10 protein-coding genes are annotated in these 17618 nt (G+C 72.6%); 7 read left to right on the top strand and 3 right to left on the bottom strand.

Annotated elements, in window-relative coordinates; translation table 11 throughout:
• Window positions 1-26 precede the first annotated feature (26 nt).
• Window positions 27-7001, bottom strand: coding sequence for a non-ribosomal peptide synthetase (locus OIU81_RS03550; RefSeq protein WP_329143718.1), 6975 nt, complete (start codon window positions 6999-7001; stop codon window positions 27-29).
• Complete coding sequence (locus OIU81_RS03545) at window positions 6998-8245, bottom strand: KamA family radical SAM protein (protein WP_329143716.1); 1248 nt, start codon at window positions 8243-8245, stop codon at window positions 6998-7000. Before OIU81_RS03545 ends, OIU81_RS03550 begins: the two co-directional genes overlap by 4 nt.
• Before the next feature lie 336 nt (window positions 8246-8581).
• Here OIU81_RS03545 and OIU81_RS03540 point away from each other — a divergent pair, with 336 nt between their 5' ends.
• The 7 genes from OIU81_RS03540 (at window position 8582) to OIU81_RS03510 (ending at window position 16196) form a co-directional block, all read left to right on the top strand.
• Entirely contained in the window at window positions 8582-9829 is a 1248-nt protein-coding gene (locus OIU81_RS03540; protein ID WP_329143714.1) for a hypothetical protein, read from the top strand.
• Window positions 9826-11094: a 3-isopropylmalate dehydratase large subunit gene (locus OIU81_RS03535; protein ID WP_329143712.1), complete on the top strand. Its 1269-nt coding sequence runs from the start codon at window positions 9826-9828 to the stop codon at window positions 11092-11094. Before OIU81_RS03540 ends, OIU81_RS03535 begins: the two co-directional genes overlap by 4 nt.
• 3 nt (window positions 11095-11097) lie before the next feature.
• A complete protein-coding gene (locus tag OIU81_RS03530; protein ID WP_329143710.1) occupies window positions 11098-12186 on the top strand; it encodes an isocitrate/isopropylmalate dehydrogenase family protein in 1089 nt (362 codons plus the stop codon).
• Window positions 12183-13250, top strand: coding sequence for an agmatinase (gene speB, locus OIU81_RS03525; protein ID WP_329143708.1), 1068 nt, complete (start codon window positions 12183-12185; stop codon window positions 13248-13250). The genes OIU81_RS03530 and speB overlap by 4 nt, the downstream gene beginning before the upstream one ends.
• Complete coding sequence (locus OIU81_RS03520; RefSeq protein ID WP_329143706.1) at window positions 13247-13771, top strand: hypothetical protein; 525 nt, start codon at window positions 13247-13249, stop codon at window positions 13769-13771. The genes speB and OIU81_RS03520 overlap by 4 nt, the downstream gene beginning before the upstream one ends.
• Window positions 13768-15375, top strand: coding sequence for an MBL fold metallo-hydrolase (locus OIU81_RS03515; protein WP_329143703.1), 1608 nt, complete (start codon window positions 13768-13770; stop codon window positions 15373-15375). Before OIU81_RS03520 ends, OIU81_RS03515 begins: the two co-directional genes overlap by 4 nt.
• A 137-nt stretch (window positions 15376-15512) precedes the next feature.
• On the top strand, window positions 15513-16196 hold the full coding sequence (locus tag OIU81_RS03510) for a nitroreductase (RefSeq protein ID WP_329143701.1): 684 nt from the start codon (window positions 15513-15515) through the stop codon (window positions 16194-16196).
• Between the two features lie 143 nt (window positions 16197-16339).
• Here OIU81_RS03510 and OIU81_RS03505 read toward each other — a convergent pair whose 3' ends face one another.
• Window positions 16340-17617, bottom strand: a complete 1278-nt coding sequence (locus OIU81_RS03505; protein ID WP_329143698.1) for a cation:proton antiporter — start codon at window positions 17615-17617, stop codon at window positions 16340-16342.
• Window position 17618 lies beyond the last annotated feature (1 nt).

The raw sequence follows: 17618 nt of genomic DNA, 5'->3' as shown, positions 1-17618 counted from the left end.
GTTCACACCGGTCCCGGGATCAGCGCTCAGTAGCGCAGCTCGATGGTCAGGGGGGCCGGGGACTCCGCCGGCCGCGCACCCACGGCCGCGTCCAGCGGGGCGTCGGCGTGATCGAGGAGCGTCCCCACGATCCGGAGGAAGGCGCGCCCGAGTTCGGCGAGTGTGTCGTCGTCGACGCGGGCGCGCGGGGCCACGATCTCGACGTCCAGGGTGTCCGTCCGCTCGGTGATGTCGAACCACAGCGCGGTGTGGGCGCCGAAGACCTCTTCCGTCCAGGGGACATCGGTGGCGCCGGCCCGGGGCTGGAGGGTCAGACCGATGTCGGCGAGTGGCGCGTCGGCGTCCAGCCCCAGCGCCCGGCCGATCTCTCCCGGCGGAATCCGCCGGTGGGCGAGCGCGTCGACCACCGACTGGCGTACGGAACCCAGCAGGGCGCGGAACGGCTCGCGCGGCTCGATGTGGTCGCGGAGGGCGACGGTGTTGATCAACGGGCCGAGCTGCTCCTCCAGGACCCGCCCGTCCCGCAGCGACACCGGCGACATCACGACGAGGTCGGTCTGCCGGGTCATGGCGAACAGAAACGCCTTGACGACGGCGTGCAGCCCCGCGAACAGAGTTGCCTCGGTGTCTTTGCACAGTGCCCGCAGGGCGCTGGTCCGGGGGGCGTCCACCGTCACCCGATGGCTGCGCCCGAGGAAGTCCCGGGGCCCGGAGGGGTGGCCGATGCCCAGCGGGGTGAGATCGGGACGGGTGCGGTGGGCGCCGGCCATCCGCCCGGTCCACCAGGCGAGCTCGGCACGCCCCTCGGGGCCCTCGAGGTAGGCGAGTTGGTGGGCGGCGATATCGCGGAACTGACGTTCCGGACGCCGGGGGGCGGCCCGGCCCGCCCGCTGCGCCTGGCGGTCCCGCTGCCACCACCGGGCGAGCACGTCGCAGGACATGCCGTCCCACACGATGTGGTGGGCGGTGACCACGCCGAGCGTCGACGTGCCGGGCCGCCGGACCAGGTGGAGCCGGAACAGCGGGCCCTCGGCGAGGTCCAGCGGCCGGGCCGTCTCCTCGTCGAGGAGTGCGCGCAGATCCTCGGCCGTGGGGGAGCGGGACAGGTCGGTCAGCCGGAGCGCGTCCGCGTGGCCGTGTGGACGGACCCGCTGCCGGGGGTGGGCGCCGGCCAGCGGGAAATCGGTGCGCAGGATCTCGAAGGACTCGACGAGCCGGGCGAACGCCGCCCGGTCGGCCGCGGGGTCCCACGGTGTCCCGAGGTCCAGGATCTCGGGTGTCGCCGCCGGTGTCTGCGGGGCCCGGAACTGATCGAGCAGCCAGAACTCCGACTGCGCGGGCGACAAGGGGTAGGTGTCGGAGTCCGGGGCCGTGGGGAGCGCGTCCGGCACGGTGGTCGACTGATCCACCGCCGAGGCGCGACGGGCGTCGATCAGCTCCGCTTGGCGGCCGAGCGTGGAATACGTCAGCACGTCCTCAAGACCGAGGACGACGCCCAGTTCCTCCTCCACCCGGGTCACCAGCGCCACGGCCAGCAGGGAATGGCCCCCGACGGTGAAGAAGTTGTCGTCGGGGCCGATGCCGGGCTGTCCCAGCAGGTCGCTCCACAGCGCCCCCAGCGCGGCCACCGTGTCGGGCGCGCCGCCCGTGGCGGCCTGATCCGTCACCGTCGGCTCCGGCTGCTCCTCCGTCTCGGCAGGGGGCTGCGGGGAGCCGGCGTACCGGGCGCGGAGCGCGTCCAGGTCCACCTTTCCGTTGCCCGTGGTCGGCCAGTCGTCGACGGGGACGAACGAGGCGGGGATCATGGGCGCGGGCAGGAGTTCCTGCAGTCGCCGGCGCAGGGCGGGGATCCGCTCCCGGTCGCGGGCGTCGAGGTAGGCCACTATCGACGGGGCGTCGGCGGGCCCCGGCCGGACGTCGGTCACGGCGTCGCCGGCCAGCAGCCCCGTGCCCAGGATCGCGGAGCGGACCTCTTCGAGTTCCACCCGATAGCCGCGGATCTTGACCTGGCGGTCCCGTCGGCCGACGAACACCAGGTCACCGGAGGGGAGGCGCCGGGCGAGGTCTCCGGTGCGGTACCACCTCCGGGCCGGGCGGGCGTCGGGGCCGCCGCCCGCCCCGTCCTCCCGAACGCCGGGGCCGGGCGGATGCACCCCGAAGACCCGGGCGGTCTCCTCGGGCCGGCCGAGGTAACCGCGGGCCACCGCGGGCCCGCTGATGACGATCTCCCCGACGCTGCCGTCGGGAACGGACTGCCCGTCCGGGTCCAGCAGTTGAACGCTCATCGTCCCGATCGGGCGGCCGATGTTCTGCACGTCGGACGGGGCCCCGGGCGCTGCGGAGGGGTCGAGTCGTTTGAAGGTCGTGAGGACGGTGGTCTCGGTGATGCCGTAGCCGTTGACCATGTCCACCCCGGGCAGGTGCCCGGCGAAGCGCCGCACGGCCCCGGGATTGATGGGTTCTCCCCCGAATATCACGTAGCGCAGGGAGGCCGGCGCCAGTTCCGGGCGGCGGTCGAGCGCGTCCACCACGCGCTCGAAGGTGCTGGGGACTTGGGCCAGGACGGTCACCCGCTCCCGCACGAGGACCGGGAGCAGCCGCCGCGGGTCCCGGCGTGTGGCCTCGGGAATGATCACGACCCGGGCGCCGCGGGAGAGCGGCAGATGGAGTTCCCAGACGGAGAAGTCGAAGGCGAACGAGTGCGTCGCGGTCCAGACGTCGTCGTCCCGGAACTCGAACGGCCAGCCGCCGGCCCACAGGAGCGCGTGGGCGTTTCGGTGCTCCACCACGACACCCTTGGGTGTGCCGGTGCTGCCGGAGGTGTAGATGACGTACGCGGGGTCCGCCGGGCCGGCGGCCGGCGGGAGGTCGGCCGCCGCCCCGCCGTCGTCGGGCGGCTCGGGTGCGTCGTCGAGGGCGAGCACGGGGAGCCCTTCCCCGCCCTCCGGGAGGAGGCCGTGCGCGTGACCGTCGACGACCAGCAGGACCGGCCGGGCGTCCTCGAGCACGGCGCGGCCGCGCGCCGCGGGATGGGTGGGATCGATCCCGAGGAAGGCGCCGCCCGCCTTGAGGACCGCGAGCTGGATGACGGGCACCCGCTCGGAGCGCTCGACCGCGTAGCCGACGAGCTGCCCGGGGCCCACGCCGAACTCGTCGCGCAGCCGGCGGGCGAGCCGGTTCGCCCGGCTGTTGAGTTCCCCGTAGGTCAGGACCCGTTCCTCGCACACCACGGCGGTCCGCGCGGGGGTGAGACGGGCATGACGCTCCACCGCCGTGTGCAGCAGGACCGGTTCCGCCGGGGCCTCGAGTGCGGAGCGGGCCACGGCGGCGGCGGTCGTGCCGGGGGAGTCCGGGAGCGCCGCGAGGATGCGCGACAGCCCGGCGAGCCAGCGCTCGATCGTCGTGCTCATGAAGAGGTGGGAGTCGTACTCGATCTCGCCGCGCAGCCCGTCCTCGTCCTCGACGAAGGTGACGATCATGTCGAGCTTGCCGACACCGCGGTCCACGTCGACCCGGCGGGCGCGGGGCTCCCCCCACACCGACTCCGTCCGGGCCCCGGGCGCGTTCTGCAGGACCAGCATCACGTCGAACAGGGCCGAGCGCTCGGGGTCGCGCACCAGGCCGAGGTCCCGGACGACGAGGTCGAGGGGGTATTCCTCGTGGGCGAATGCGTCCAGGGCGGTCGACCGGACGCCGGCGAGGAGACCCTCGGGAGAGGCCTCCGGGTCCACGGCGATCCGGAGCGCCACGCTGTTGACGAAGGAGCCGAGGACGTCCTCGAGGTCGACGTGCGGGCGACCGGCCACCGGGGTACCGATCACCAGATCGCGCTGGCCGGTCAGCCGGTGCAGCCAGGCGGAGGTCGCGGTGAGCAGGGCCATGAACATCGTGGCCCGGTGCTGCCCGGCCCATGACCGCAGCGCGTCGGTGACGTCGGGGCCGAGCACAAAGCGCTGGACGTCGGCTCCGGGAACCTTCGCGGAGCCGCGCGGGGCGTCCAGCGGGAGGCCGAGGGCCGGCAGCGGCCCGGCCAGCTGACCGGTCCAGAAGCCGCGCATCCGCTGCCCCGCCGGTCCGGCGAGCCGCGCCTTCTCCCAGGCGGCGTAGTCGCGGTACTGGAGGCGGGCGGGCGGCAGTTCCGCCGGGCCGTCCCCGGCGGCCGGCGCCCGGCACCGTGCGGCCAGCTCGGTGAGCAGCAGCGTCAGCGACCAGGTGTCGCTGATCAGATGGTGGATCACGAGGTACAGCACGGTGCCCCGGTCGGGTGCCGGCTCCGCGGCGGCCGGGGTGATGAGGCCGAGCCGCAGCAGGGGCCCGGCCTCGGTGTCGAACGGCCGCTCGCTCACCGCCCGCAGATGGCGGGACGGGTCGGCCGCCGCACTGACCTCCACGGGCACCCAGCCGGGTCGCGGGGGCAGGATGCGCTGGACGAGTTCGCCGTCGTCCAGCGAGAACGTCGTGCGCAGGATCTCGTGCCGGACGGTGAGTTCGTCCAGCGCCGTGCGCAGGACGGCGGGGTCGGGGACCTCGGTCAGCTCGATGCCGACCGCGATGTTGTACGCCGAGGACGTGGCGTCGAAGCGGCTGGTGATCCAGTGGCGGAGCTGGCTGTGGGACGCCGGCACCGTCTCGGCCGGCGGCGTGGGCTCCAGGCGGGCGACCCGGCACGAGGCGTGGTCACAGCCCCGGATCACCTCCGCCTGGGCGCGGATCGTGGGATGCGCGAAGATGCGGAGCACGTCCAGGCGCCCGCACAGGCCCGCTGCCGCGCGGGTGGCCACCCGCGCGGCGTCCAGCGAGGTGGCGCCCCGGGCGATCAGGTCGTCCTCCGGGCCGATGGCCGCACCGTTCAGCACGCCGCGCCACAGGGCGAGGAGGGTGTCCTCGACCGATGCGGACGGGGCGGGGAGCGGGTCGGTCGCCGAGCCGCCCGGAAGCGCCGGGTATGCCGTCGGAAGGGCCTTGAGATCGACCTTGTCGTGCACGGTCCGGGGGAAGGCGTCCAGCACATGGACGATCTCGGGGACCATGGTGGACGGCAGCAACTCGCCCAGGTGCGTGCGGAGGTCGTGCGGAGCGGGCGGGGTGGCGGACGCGTCGTGGGTCACCCAGGCGACCAGCCGCTCGCCGCCCGCCTCCGCCGACGGGCCGCCGCCCACGGTACGGACGAGGGCGTCGTCCACGGCGGGATGGCGGCGCAGCACGGCCTCGATCTCGGCGGGCGCGATCCGCTGCCCGCGGACCGACAGCTCGTCGTCGAGCCGCCCCAGGAACTCCAGGTTCCCATCGTTGCGCCACCGGGCCCGGTCGCCGCTGCGGTAGAGCAACTCCGGCCCCGCGACCGGACGTTGCACGAAACGCTCGTCGGTCAGTGCGGTGTCGTTCAGATAGCCGGCGGCGAGACAGCGGCCGCGCACGAAGAGCTCACCCGGCACCCCGAGCGGCGTGAACCGTCCGTGACGGTCGAGCACGGCGACACCGACCCCGGGGATCGGACGGCCGACGGGCACGGGCTCGCCGACCGGTCCGGCCGAGCAGTCGACGGACGTGACGTCGACACAGACCTCGGTCGCTCCCCACCCGTTGAGCAGGTGGGCGCCCCCGCGGCGGCCGACGACATCCTCGAACAGCTCGACCAGCCAGGGGTGCAGGGTCTCGGCACCGGCCAGGACCCACCGCAGCGACGCGAGCGAGGGGAAGAGGCCCAGCGTGACCACGTGCTCGAGCAGACTGCGCAGCGGAGAGGGCACCAGGTCCACGACGGTGACGCGTTCGCGGTCGATGGCGTCGAGCACCCGCGCCGGATCACGCTCGTGGCCGGTGGGCAGGAACCAGACACGTCCCCCGACCGGCAGCAGACGGAACATCTCGCAGATGGCGGGATCGAACGACAGCGCCGTCCGGCCGAGCGACACGTCCTCCGGGCCGAGTCCGAGGCGGTCGATGAGCCACTGCTGACGGTTGACGAACGACCCGTGGCGGATCAGGACCCCCTTCGGCTCGCCACGGGAGCCGGAGGTGAACATCAGGTACGCGAGATCGTCGCCGTGCAGCCGCGGACGGTCCCGGTGCGCGTCGGCCGGCCCGAGGTCCTCGAGGACGAGGGCGGGGTGGTCCGTCGTGAGCGCGGCGCGCCCGGCGCGGGTGGTGACGACCAGCCGCACCCCGGCCGCCGCCAGGAGCTGTTCCCGCCGGGCCGCGGGCAGACCGGGGTCGAGCAGGAAGAACGCGCCGCCCGCGGTGAGCACACCGAGGGCCGCGGTGAGCACCGCGCACGACCGCTCGGCGACGACGGCCACGACCTCCCCCCGCGTGATCCCGTGGTCCAGTAGGGCCCCGGCCACCCGATCGGCGCGCTCCACGAGTTCCTCATAGGTGAGGCTCTCGGCGGCACAGGCCGCCGCGACCCGCTCCGGGTGGCGGCGGGCCGCGGCCCGGACCCGCTCGTGCATCGTCGTCTCCGCCGATACCGGAGACGGCTCGCCCGTGAGCCACTGCCGCTGCTTCTCGGTCTCGTCCGGGGACAGCACGGGGAGCGCGGCCAGCTCCTGCCCGGGGCGGTCCGTGCCGGCGGTGAGTACGCGGGTGAGCGCTTGGTGAAGACCGGGACCGGACGCGTGCGGGTGCTCGAGAACGAGCGTCGGCGCAGCGCCGTGCCGCAGCGTCAACTCGCCCCGCCCCGCGGGTCGTTCGCCTGCCTCACTGTCGGCGACCTGGACGGTCCAGCGCCCCGCGGGACGAGGGGACGGGAGCCGGCCGGCGATCGCCGAGCGCACCTGCGCGAAGGTGGACGAGGGGGAACAGTCCACGACGACGTGGTGCACCGCGACCCTCCCGGACGCCGCGTCCGCCGGCTCGACCGTGACGTCCAGGACGAGTGGGTCCCGGTCCTCGTACCGCTCGAGCACGACCACGGCGGCCGCGAGCACATCGTCGACGCAGTGCCCGCCGCCGTCACCGTCTCGCGGCCGGAGGGAGGGCCCGGAGTGCACCGTGCTCATGACGCGAAGCCCTCCGCGTCGTCGGTCGGTGCCTGGGGGGCGGACAGCCGGTCGGACACCGTGGGCACGTCGGTGTGCGCGCGCGGCGGCTTCGGTCCCCGCAGCGGCGGGGTCGTGCCCGAGCGGTACCCCGACGGTCCGTGGTACTCGGAGACCTCTCCCGCCCAGTTGCGCAGCACCGCCCGCTCCGGTGACAGGCTGAGCAGGTAGTTTGGACCGACCGGGATCTTCCCGCCACCACCGGGGCTGTCGATCACATAGGTCGGGACCGCGAAGCCGCTGATGTGGCCCCGCAGGCCCTCGATGATCTCGATGCCCTTGGTGACGCTCGTCCGGAAGTGACCCGCGCCCCGCACCGAGTCACATTGGTAGAGGTAGTAGGGGCGCACGCGCATGCGGACGAGTTCGGTGCACAGCCGGCGCTGTACCTCGACGCTGTCGTTGATCCCCGCCAGCAGCACCGTCTGCGCGCCGAGCGGCACGCCGGCGCGGGAGAGGCGGGAGCAGGCCTGGGCGAGTTCGGGGGTGAGTTCGTAGGGGTGGTTGACGTGGATGTTCAGCCAGATCGGGTGATTCGCCGCGAGGAGTTCACACAGTTCGTCGTCCACGACGAACGGGTTGAAGACCGGGGCCCGGGTGCCTATCCGTATGATCTCGACGTGCGGAATGCTGCGGAGTTCGGTGATGATTTCGGCCAGCCGCTTGCGTGCCAGCGACAGCGGATCTCCGCCGGTGATCAGGACATCGCGCACCTGCGGCGACTCCCGGATGTAGCGAATTTGCTCCGCCCAATCCGAATGGCTGTAGTTCTGCTTCCCGTCGCCGACGAAGCGACTCCGTGTGCAGTACCGGCAGTAGGACGTGCAGGCACTCGTCACGAGCATCACGAGCCGGTCGGGATATTTGTGAATGATCCCGCGCACCGGCTCGTGCTCGATCTCCGAATTGGCGTCCGGAAGCCGTCCGTCGAAGGCCTCCATCTCCCGCGAGCTGGGGATGACCTGGAGGCGCAGCGGGCAGTGCGGGTCGTCCCCGTCGATGAGGCTGAGGAAGTACGGGGTGATGTCGACCCGGAAGAGGTCGTCCCCGGCGAGTGCCGCCTCCTCGTCCTCGGTGAGCTTGATGACCTCGCGCAACTGCGAGGCGCGCCGCAGCCGGTGTGTCATCTGCCATCGCGGATCACTCCACTCGGCCTGGGGCACGTCCTCCCAGCGAGGGTGACGAGCGCTTGCTCCACTTTCCATGCCGATTGACACCTGAAACCTCCGGCTGCATCCGGACGAGATTGCTGGCAAATGAGACTGGCGGGTGATTACTGCTGTCCCGAGTCCCCACCAGAACACAGTCCTGACGGCCGTTCAAGAGCGTCCGAATTATCCTTCAGCTCGCTCGCCGGATGCCTTTCAGGTCCTGTTTGGATCGCGTTTAGGCCCGGCTTTAGATGCCCCTTGGAACGCTGGTGCGCCGGCGGGCCGATCTGGTACACCCATTGCTGCACAGCTCTCTGCGCGGTGCTTTTTCTTTTCGGTCGGAGCGGATCCCGTCAGGCTGTCTGGCCAGTCTCGATCAGAGGTGGAGTGATGTCTGGGAGTGCCGAGGAATTGTTCACGTGGAATCCGCGTTCACGCGGCCTTGAGCACGTCGGAATCGAGGACGACAGTCTGCGGGACGGCTTGCAGGGTGCGTTTGTGCACCACCCCTCCCTCGAAGTGAAGAAGGTGCTCGTCGAGTCCTCCGCGGCGATCGGCGTCGAGGCGGCCATGCTCGGGTTTCCCTCGAGCTCACCGGCCGCCTTCGCGGAGGCGGCCGAGCTCGTCGAGCACCTCGACCGCCGCGGCCTCGCGACGGTCCCGCGCTTCCTGGCGCTGGCCGACCCGGCGAGCATCGCACCGATCGCCCGGCTCAACCGGGGCACCGATCGCGACGTGTGGGCCGACTTCTTCGTCGGGTGCAGCCCGCTGCGGCGGCGCGTCGAGGGCTGGACCCTCGACAGCGTCCTCGAGCGCATCACCGCGGCGGGGACGGCGGCCCGGGACGGCGGCACGAGGTGCGGCGTCAGCCTTGAGGACGCCACGCGCACGCCGCCGGAGGAACTCGAACAGCTGGTCCGCACGGCGGTCGGTGCGGGGGCGGAGGTCCTCACCGTCTGCGACACGGTCGGGGAGTCGACACCCGAGGGCGCCGCACGGATCGTGCGGGCGGTGCGGGCGGACGCGCAGCGCGCGGTGGCTGAACTCCCCTCCGCCCGCGGCACGGACGTGAAGATCTGGTGGCACGGCCACGACGACCGCGGGCTCGCGGTGGCGAACGCCCTCGCCGCCGCCGAGGCCGGGGCCGACACCCTCAGCGGCGCGTTCCTCGGCCTGGGGGAACGAGCGGGGAACACCGCGCTCGAATCGGTCCTGATGTACCTCCACCAGGCCGGACACCAGGGCTACCGGATGGACCGGGTGGTCGGGCACTGCCGCCGGCTCGCCGAGGCGACGGGATCGCCGGTGCGGCCGAACGCCCCCCTGATCGGTGATCAGGCCTTCGCGACCTGCACCGGGACCCATGTCGCGGCCTTGGTGAAGGCCCGGCGCTGGGGGCGGGAGGCGGAGGACCTGGTGTTCTCGAGTGTGCCCGCCGCCGTGCTCGGACGCACACAGTCGATCATGGTCGGTCCGACGAGCGGACGGGCCGCCGCCCGTGAGGCGCTCGCCTCGGTCGGGGCGCCGGTCGATGACGAGAACGTCGAGGCGGTGCTGGCACGGGCGCGGTCGCGCGACCGCTGGCTCGAGCCGTCGGAGATACGTGAACTGCTCGCCGTGGGAGGTGCGTCCGCATGATCCCGCAGACCATGACCGACAAGATCCTCGCGCGGGCCGCGGGCCGGGACCACGTCGTCGCCGGCGAGATCGTCGAGGTCGGGATCGACATGGCGTTCACCCACGACCCGGTGTGCGAGGGCCTGCGCCGCGAGTTCCGCGCCGCGTTCGGCCCGGACGCGACCGTGTGGGACCCCGAGCGGATCGCCCTCTTCGAGGACCATCTCGTCCCGGCCAAGGACGCCGAATCGCGACGGCTCGCCGCCGGCATGGCACAGTTCGCCGCCGAGCAGGGCATCTCGCACCACTACCCGTACGGCGCGAACTACGGCATCTGCCACGTGATGATGTGCGAGGAGGGGCTCGTCCAGCCCGGGACGGTGGTGCTCGGCACGGACTCGCACTCGGTGACCTATGGGGCGTTCAACGCCTTCGGCTCCGGCGTCGGCATGATCGACATGGTGAACGCCTTCTACACGGGCGATCTGTGGTTCCGGGTCCCGGAGACCATCGAGGTCCGTATCGAGGGCGAACTCGCGCCGGGTGTCCTGGCCAAGGACGTGATCCTGACCCTGCTCGGCGACCTCGGCATGGGGGGCGCCTCGGGCCGGTCGATCGAGTTCACCGGCTCCACGATCGACACGATGTCGGTCGAGGAGCGCATGACGCTGTGCAACATGGTCGTGGAGGCCGGGGCGGTCAACGGGATCATGGCCCTGTCGCCCGCCGCCGCCAACTACCTGGCCGCCCGCCCGCGGATCGTCGACTACGAGCCGGTCACCAGCGACCCCGGTGCCCCGGTCGCGCGGCGCCTGGAGTACCGCGCCGAGAAGCTGCGCCCCGCCGTCGCCTACCCCCACCGGCCGGACAACGTGCACTCGATCGACGAGGCGATGGCCGACCGCATCCGGGTGGACCAGGTCTACATCGGGTCCTGCACCGGAGCGAAGTACGACGACATCGAGGTGGCCGCCGCCGAGCTGGCCGGCAAGCATGTGGCGCCCGGAGTGCGGCTCATGATCGTGCCGGCCACCATGGGGATCTACCGTCGGCTGACCCTGTCCGGCACGATGGCGACGCTCCTCGCAGCCGGGGCCGTCGTCGAGTCGCCCGGCTGCAAGGCGTGTTACGGCGCGCACGGCGGGGTCGTCGGCGACGGCGAGGTCTGCCTGTCCACGACCAACCGCAACTTCCGCGGACGGATGGGCAACCCCAAGTCGTCCGTCTACCTGGCCTCGCCGATCGTGGCCGCGCGCAGCGCGCTCGCCGGCCGGATCACGGAGTAGCCGATGACCCCAGCAACGGTACCGACGGTGCTCGTCCTTCCCGGCGAGGGGATCGGGCCGGAGGTCGTGGGCGCCGCCCGCCACGTCCTCGAGCACGTCCTCGACCGCGCCGGACTGGACGCCACGATCCGCGAGCACGCCGTGGGTCTCCCCGCGTACGAGCGCACCGGGCAGTGGCTGCCCGACGCGGTGCGCGACGAGCTCGACCAGGTCGCGGCGACGCCGCGCGGCGCGGTCCTGTTCGGTGCGACCGCGGATGAACCGATCGGCGAACTGCGCAGTCGCTACGACCTGTTCGCCAACCTCCGGCCGGCCCGCCCGCTGCGCGCGCTGCGCGACGTCTCGCCCCTGCGGCCGGAGCGTCTCGACGGCGTCGACCTGCTGATCGTGCGCGAGCTCGTGTCGGACGTCTACTACGGGCGACGCCGCACGGGGACCGACGCGGGACAGCGGTGGGCCGGACAGGAGATGTACTACCGGGAGGACGAGATCCGCCGCATCGTGCGGTGCGCCCTGCGGCACGCCGGGGCCCGGCGAGGCCGCCTCACCCTGGTGCACAAGGCCAACGCCATCCCCGACGTCTTCGGGCTGTGGCTGGAGGTCCTCGCCGAGGAGGCACCGGCCCACCCAGACGTCGAGGTCCAGGACATGTACGCCGACACGATGGCGATGCAGATGGTCCTGCGGCCGGCCGACTTCGACGTGATCGTCACCAGCAACCTGCTCGGCGACGTGCTCTCAGAGATCACCGGCGCGGTGTGCGGCTCGCTGGGGCTGCTCCCCTCGGCGACCCTGAGCCCCACCGGGTTCGCGCTCTACGAGCCGGTCGGCGGCACGGCCCCCGACATCGCCGGCACCGGGCGCGCCAACCCGCTCGGGACGATCGGTTCGGTGGAGCTGATGCTGCGTCATACCTTCGACGCCCCCCGATGGGCGGACGCCCTGGCCGGCGCCGTCGAGCGGGCGGTCGAGTCCTGGCGCACCTGCGACATCGCCGGCCCGGGGAGCGCGTTCTGCACCACCGACGAGATGGCCACCGCGGTCTGTGACGCGTTCGACGCCGTGGTGGCGGAGGAGGAGACCCCGCGATGACCCCATCCCACGCCGGCGGACCGGGCGGACCCGCCGCCGACGCACCGCAGGACTATGACGACGCGGTGCGCCAGGCCGGCTACCGCGGGGTGTTCGGCCCGGAGACCTCGTTCCTCGGGCTGCCACGCTGCGCACAGAGTCCCGCCGGGTATGCGGGCGCCGACGTCGTGATCCTCGGCGCGCCCTTCGACGGCGCCACCTCCCACCGGCCGGGAACCCGGTTCGGCCCCCAGGCCATCCGCCGGACCGACTACCTGCCGCACGTCCCCTACCGGCCCCATCTGGGGCTCGGCGTCGACCCGTTCAGCACGCTCAAGGTCGTGGACGCCGGTGACGTGCCCACCCCTCCCGGGGACACCGAGCGCGCCCACCAGCTGCTCGAGCGCGCGGTGAGCGAGGTCGTGGCCGCCGGGGCCATCCCCTTCACGCTGGGCGGGGACCACTCCATCGCCTGGCCGACGATGCGGGGGATCGCCGGCCGGCGCGGTGCCGGGACCTTCTCGGTGGTCCACTTCGACGCCCACGCCGACATCGGGGACACCAGCGACTTCGGCTCGAAGTACGGACACGGCACCGTCATGCGCCGGCTCCTGGAGTCCGGCACCGTGCCGGGGGACCGGTTCACCCAGATCGGGCTGCGCGGCTACTGGCCCGGGCCGCGCACGCTCCAATGGGCGGCCGGCCTCGGGGTGCGGTCGGTCACGATGTCGGAGCTGCGCTCGCGCGGGCTCGACGCCTGCCTGGACGAGATCCTCGACCAACTCGGCTCCGGCCCCCTGTATCTGACGATCGACATTGATGTCGTCGACCCGGGCATGGCCCCGGCGACGGGGACGCCCGAACCGGGCGGCCTGACCAGCCGTGAGCTTCTCGACGCCGTACGGACCTGCGCCCAGCGCGTGGACCTCGTCGGCGCGGAGATCGTCGAACTCTCCCCGCCCTACGACGGGCCGGGGGAGATCACGGCCTTTCTCGCGAACCGGATTGTGCTGGAGGTGCTGTCGGGGATGGCGTGGAAGCGTCGCGCCGCCCCGACGGCCGGGAACGGAGGGTTGCCGTCGTGATAATCAGTGGCCTCGCCTACGGGGTGGGGGACTTCGTGGACACCGACGTGATGAGTCCGGGCCGTTACGAGCCCTACGAGGGGGCGGCGCAGCTCGCCCGGATCGCCCTGGTCGACTACCCGGCGAAGACCCCGTTCGTCGACCCGGAGACGGGGACCTCGCCCTTCAAAGTGATCTTCGCCGGGACGGAGTTCGGCTGTGGCTCCAGCCGTGAGACCGCACCACAGGCGCTGCATTACGCCGGGGCCCGCGTCGTCATCGCCCGGTCCTTCGGCAACATCTTCTTCCGCAACTGCGTCAACATGGGCCTGCTGCTTCCCGTCGTCATCGACCACGGCTTCGACGAGTCGATCACCGGCGAACCGGTCAGTGTGGACATCTCCCGCCGGGTCGTGAGCTGTGCCGGCCGACAGCGGGAGTTCGCCGACCTCGGAGCCCTGCAGGGCATCGTCGACGGCGGCGGACTCACCCCCTACACCCTCGACCGGGTCCGGGCCGGACAGGGAAGGCGTGCCCGATGAATGCGATCCCGCACACCCGGCAGCCCGTCTCGCTGCGCCCCGACGTCGTGGTCGAGCCACTGGTCGACCACTGGTACGCGTGGTCGCACCTGCTCTCGCCGGGCACGGCGGCCCGCAGCATCGCCCGCCGACACCTGCCGATCATGACGTCCTACCTGGACGCGCCGGCGGTGCACCAGCGGTCGTCCCGGACCGCGGCGCTGGCCGGCGGACCGTTCATGGACCTCGGCGGGGACCGCTCGGCGGACGTCCAAGCCCTGATCGAGACGACCCGGCGGCGCGCCGCGCGGCTGCTCGAGTTCGACGCCGCGGTGGACGCACTGCGGGACCTGCTCGCGAAGGCCGGCCCGGGCGCGCCCCTGGAGGGGCTCTACCCCCTGGTGCCGGAGCCGCTCAAGGGCTATGTGGAGCTGGTCTACGACCTGCAGGACAACGCCTCGTTCCGGCTGATCGAGGCGCTGCTGTACCGCAGCGACCACGCCTGCACCGACGGCCAGTCGCTCGCCCTGGAAACCCTCCGGGCCGACCGCCGCCCCTTCGCCCTCTCCACCCCCCGTCTGGAGACCGACGAGCGGACCGTGCTGCCGGTGGCCTTCCGCCACCCCGGCGTCGACGTCCTGTTCTCCACGCTGCGCACACCGAGGCCCTTGGGCGAGGTGGCGGAGGCCCTGGAGCTGACGCCCGACGGGGCGCGGAAGCTGGCGCCTTACTTCACCGCGGCCGAGACCCCCGCGACGGCCCCGCGCGGGGAGCCCGTCACGGAGCCGCGCCTGCGCTACCTCGGACACGCCTGCGTGCTGGCCGAGAACGACCGGGGCTCGGTCCTGGTGGACCCGCTGCTGCCGCCCGCTTTCCCCGGCGCCGGGCCCCGCCTGCTCGACAGTGACCTGCCCGACCACATCGACCACGTTCTGATCACGCACGGGCATCAGGACCACTTGGTGCTGGAATCGCTGCTGCGCCTGCGCACCCGGATCGGGACGGTCGTCGTGCCCCGGTCGGACGCGGGCTCGCTGCAGGACCCGTCGCTGCGGCTGGCGTTGGAGGCCGCGGGCTTCCCCCGGGTGATCGAACTCGGGGAGCTGCAGCAGATCGAGACGGCGGTCGGCCGGATCACCGCCGTGCCCTTCTTCGGCGAGCACGGCGACCTCGCCATCTCGAAGTCCGCCTGGCTGTTGGAGGCCGACGGGCGGTCCGTGCTCTTCGCCGCCGACACCGCCACGGTGGACCCCGCGGCCTACGCGCACGTACGGCGGGCCATCGGCGAGGTCGATGTGCTCTTCCTGGGCATGGAGTGCGAGGGGGCCCCGCTGACCTGGCTCTACGGGCCCCTTTTCACCCACGAGCCCGCGCGTGAGATGGCCGTGCGCCGCCGCCTGAACGGCAATGACGACCTCGGCGCCATGGCACTCGCCGAGGCGCTGGGATGCGACCGGGCCTATGTGTACGCCATGGGCCACGAGCCGTGGGTGTGGTACCTGACGACGACGACCTTCGACGAGAACGCGGTGCCGGTGCTGGCGGCCGAGCGGTTCGTGGCGGCGTGCCGCACCCGGGGGATCGAGGCGCGGCGCCTGCACGGTTCGTGCGACCTGCCGTGGTGACGGGGCCTCTCTTTCCCGCACCGCACGGCTTCTCCGGCACCGTCCCACCGGCGTGACGCGGCGCCGCCACGCACCGTGCCCGGCCCGGATCGTCGTGGCGACCGGTCCGCGGAACACCCCCACAGAAAGGAGAGGTCGTGACGTCTCTCGAAACGTCTCTGGAGCCCCTGGTGGCCGAGCGGCTCATCCGTGGCCGGCGCGCGGTCCGTGCCTACCGGCCCGATCCGGTACCGGACACCGTCATCTCCGCGGTGTTCGACCTGGCGGCCTCGGCCCCGTCGCACTCGAACACCCAGCCGTGGTCGGTCGACGTCGTCAGCGGCGGGGCCCGCCAACGGCTCGGCGAGGCACTGGTGCAAGCCGCCGAATCGGGGAAGCCGACCCCCGATTTCCCGCTGCACCCGTACACCGGGACGGCCGCGGAACGCAGCTTCGCGGCCGGCGCGCTGATGCACGAAGCACTCGGGATCGCGCGGGGCGACCGTGCCGGGCGGCGGCGGGCGTTCCTCACGGGGCTGCGCTTCTACGGCGCGCCGCATGTCGCGCTGCTCTCGGTCCCCGCCGACGCGGACGCGCGCATGACGGCCGACCTCGGCATCTACGCGCAGACCTTGATGCTCGCCATGACGGCCCACGGCGTCGCCAGCTGCCCGCAGGGCGTGCTCGGGTTCTACGCCGACGCCGTGCGCTCCGTCCTCGGCCCCTCGACGGACAAGCTGCTGTTCGGCATCTCCTTCGGCTACCCCGAGCCGGAGGCCGCGGCCGCCATGCCGGCCATCCCTCGCGCGCCGCTGACCGAGACCACGCGGTTCCACGACTGAGCGGAACGGGGCGTGCGCGGAACCGGGTTGGCGCGGGACGGTCGGCGCCGCGCCAACCCGTAGGTGGTCCTCACGATCCTGACCCCGACCCTGACCCCGACCCTGACCCCGACCCTGACCCCGATCCCGATCCCGATCACGAACTACGGCCGCCTTGCCGAAGGGTGCGCCCCGTCCTCGTCCTTCGGACCCGGCGCCGGAACCCGTGCCCCGAGCGCTCCCTCGCCCTGCGCGGACGAGCCGATGCTCGCACGCAACAGCGGTCCCGACACGACCGTCGTCACGACGGCCATCACGACCATCAGCGAGTAAAGGCCGGGATCCAGGATCCCCAGGGAGAGGCCCACCGTCAGCAGCACCAGCTCGGTCAGGCCCCGCACATTCATCAGCGTGGCGAGCGCCAGCGCCGACCGGTGGTCGAGGCGGGCGGCCCGGGCCCCGCCGTAGACGCCGAGGAGCTTTCCGCCACTCGCGACGAGCAGGATCATCAACAGCTCCCCGATCGCGGCGGCATCGAGGTGCGAGAGGTCCACGCGGAACCCGGCGACCACGAAGTAGATCGGCATGAGGAAGGACGCCAGCGGCTCGACCGAGGTGCCCAGCCCCTCCCGGAACCCGCCGCGCAGCCCGGAGCGGGGCACGGCGAGGCCGAACAGGAAGGCCCCGAAGATCAGATGCAGCCCCATCCACTCCGTCGCGGCGCCGGAGGCGAGCACGCCCGCCATCACGAGCGGCGTGGTCGTCCGCTGCGGGAGCCGCCGCACGACACGGCAGCTCAGCAGCCGCGGGACCGCGCACACCATGATCGCGGCATAGGGCAGCAGCAGGAACAGGCGCCAGGAGTGCCCTTCCGACCCGACGACGGCGACGACGACGGCGAGCACCGTCCAGGCGATCACATCGCCCACGGCCGCCAGCGCCAGTGCGAGCCCGCCGACCCTGCTGGTGAGCAGGCCACGGTCGACGATGATCCGTGCGAGCACGGGGAAGGCGGTGACGGCCATGGCCGTGCCCAGGAACACGACGAACACCGCCGGCTGCCGGCTCGGATGATCGTCGAGCAGCCGGAGCGCGAACAGCGACCCGAGCCCGAATGGCACCACGAGCGCCCCGGTGCCCAACCAGCCCATCGTCGCCGCCTCCTGGCGTACGGCGCGACGGTCGAACTCGAGCCCCACCAGAAACATGAACAACGCCACGCCGACGTTCGCGAAGGCGCCGAGCAGCGGACGGATCTCGGTCGGGAAGAGCGTGTCGGTGAGTCTGCCCCCGAAGAGGCTGGGGCCCAGGAGCACACCGCCGACGATCTCCCCGACCACCGAGGGCTGGCCCAGGCGGCGCGCGAGGGCCGCCATCGACCGGCAGACGAGAACGAGGGCGGCGAGGGCGAGCAGCATCGCGCTCGCGTCCGGGGCGCTCATC

Source organism: Streptomyces sp. NBC_01454 (genome assembly GCF_036227565.1).
GTDB lineage: Bacteria > Actinomycetota > Actinomycetes > Streptomycetales > Streptomycetaceae > Streptomyces.
The sequence above is the reverse complement of the archived record's forward strand: the minus strand, read 5'-3'. Positions and strand labels throughout refer to the sequence as shown.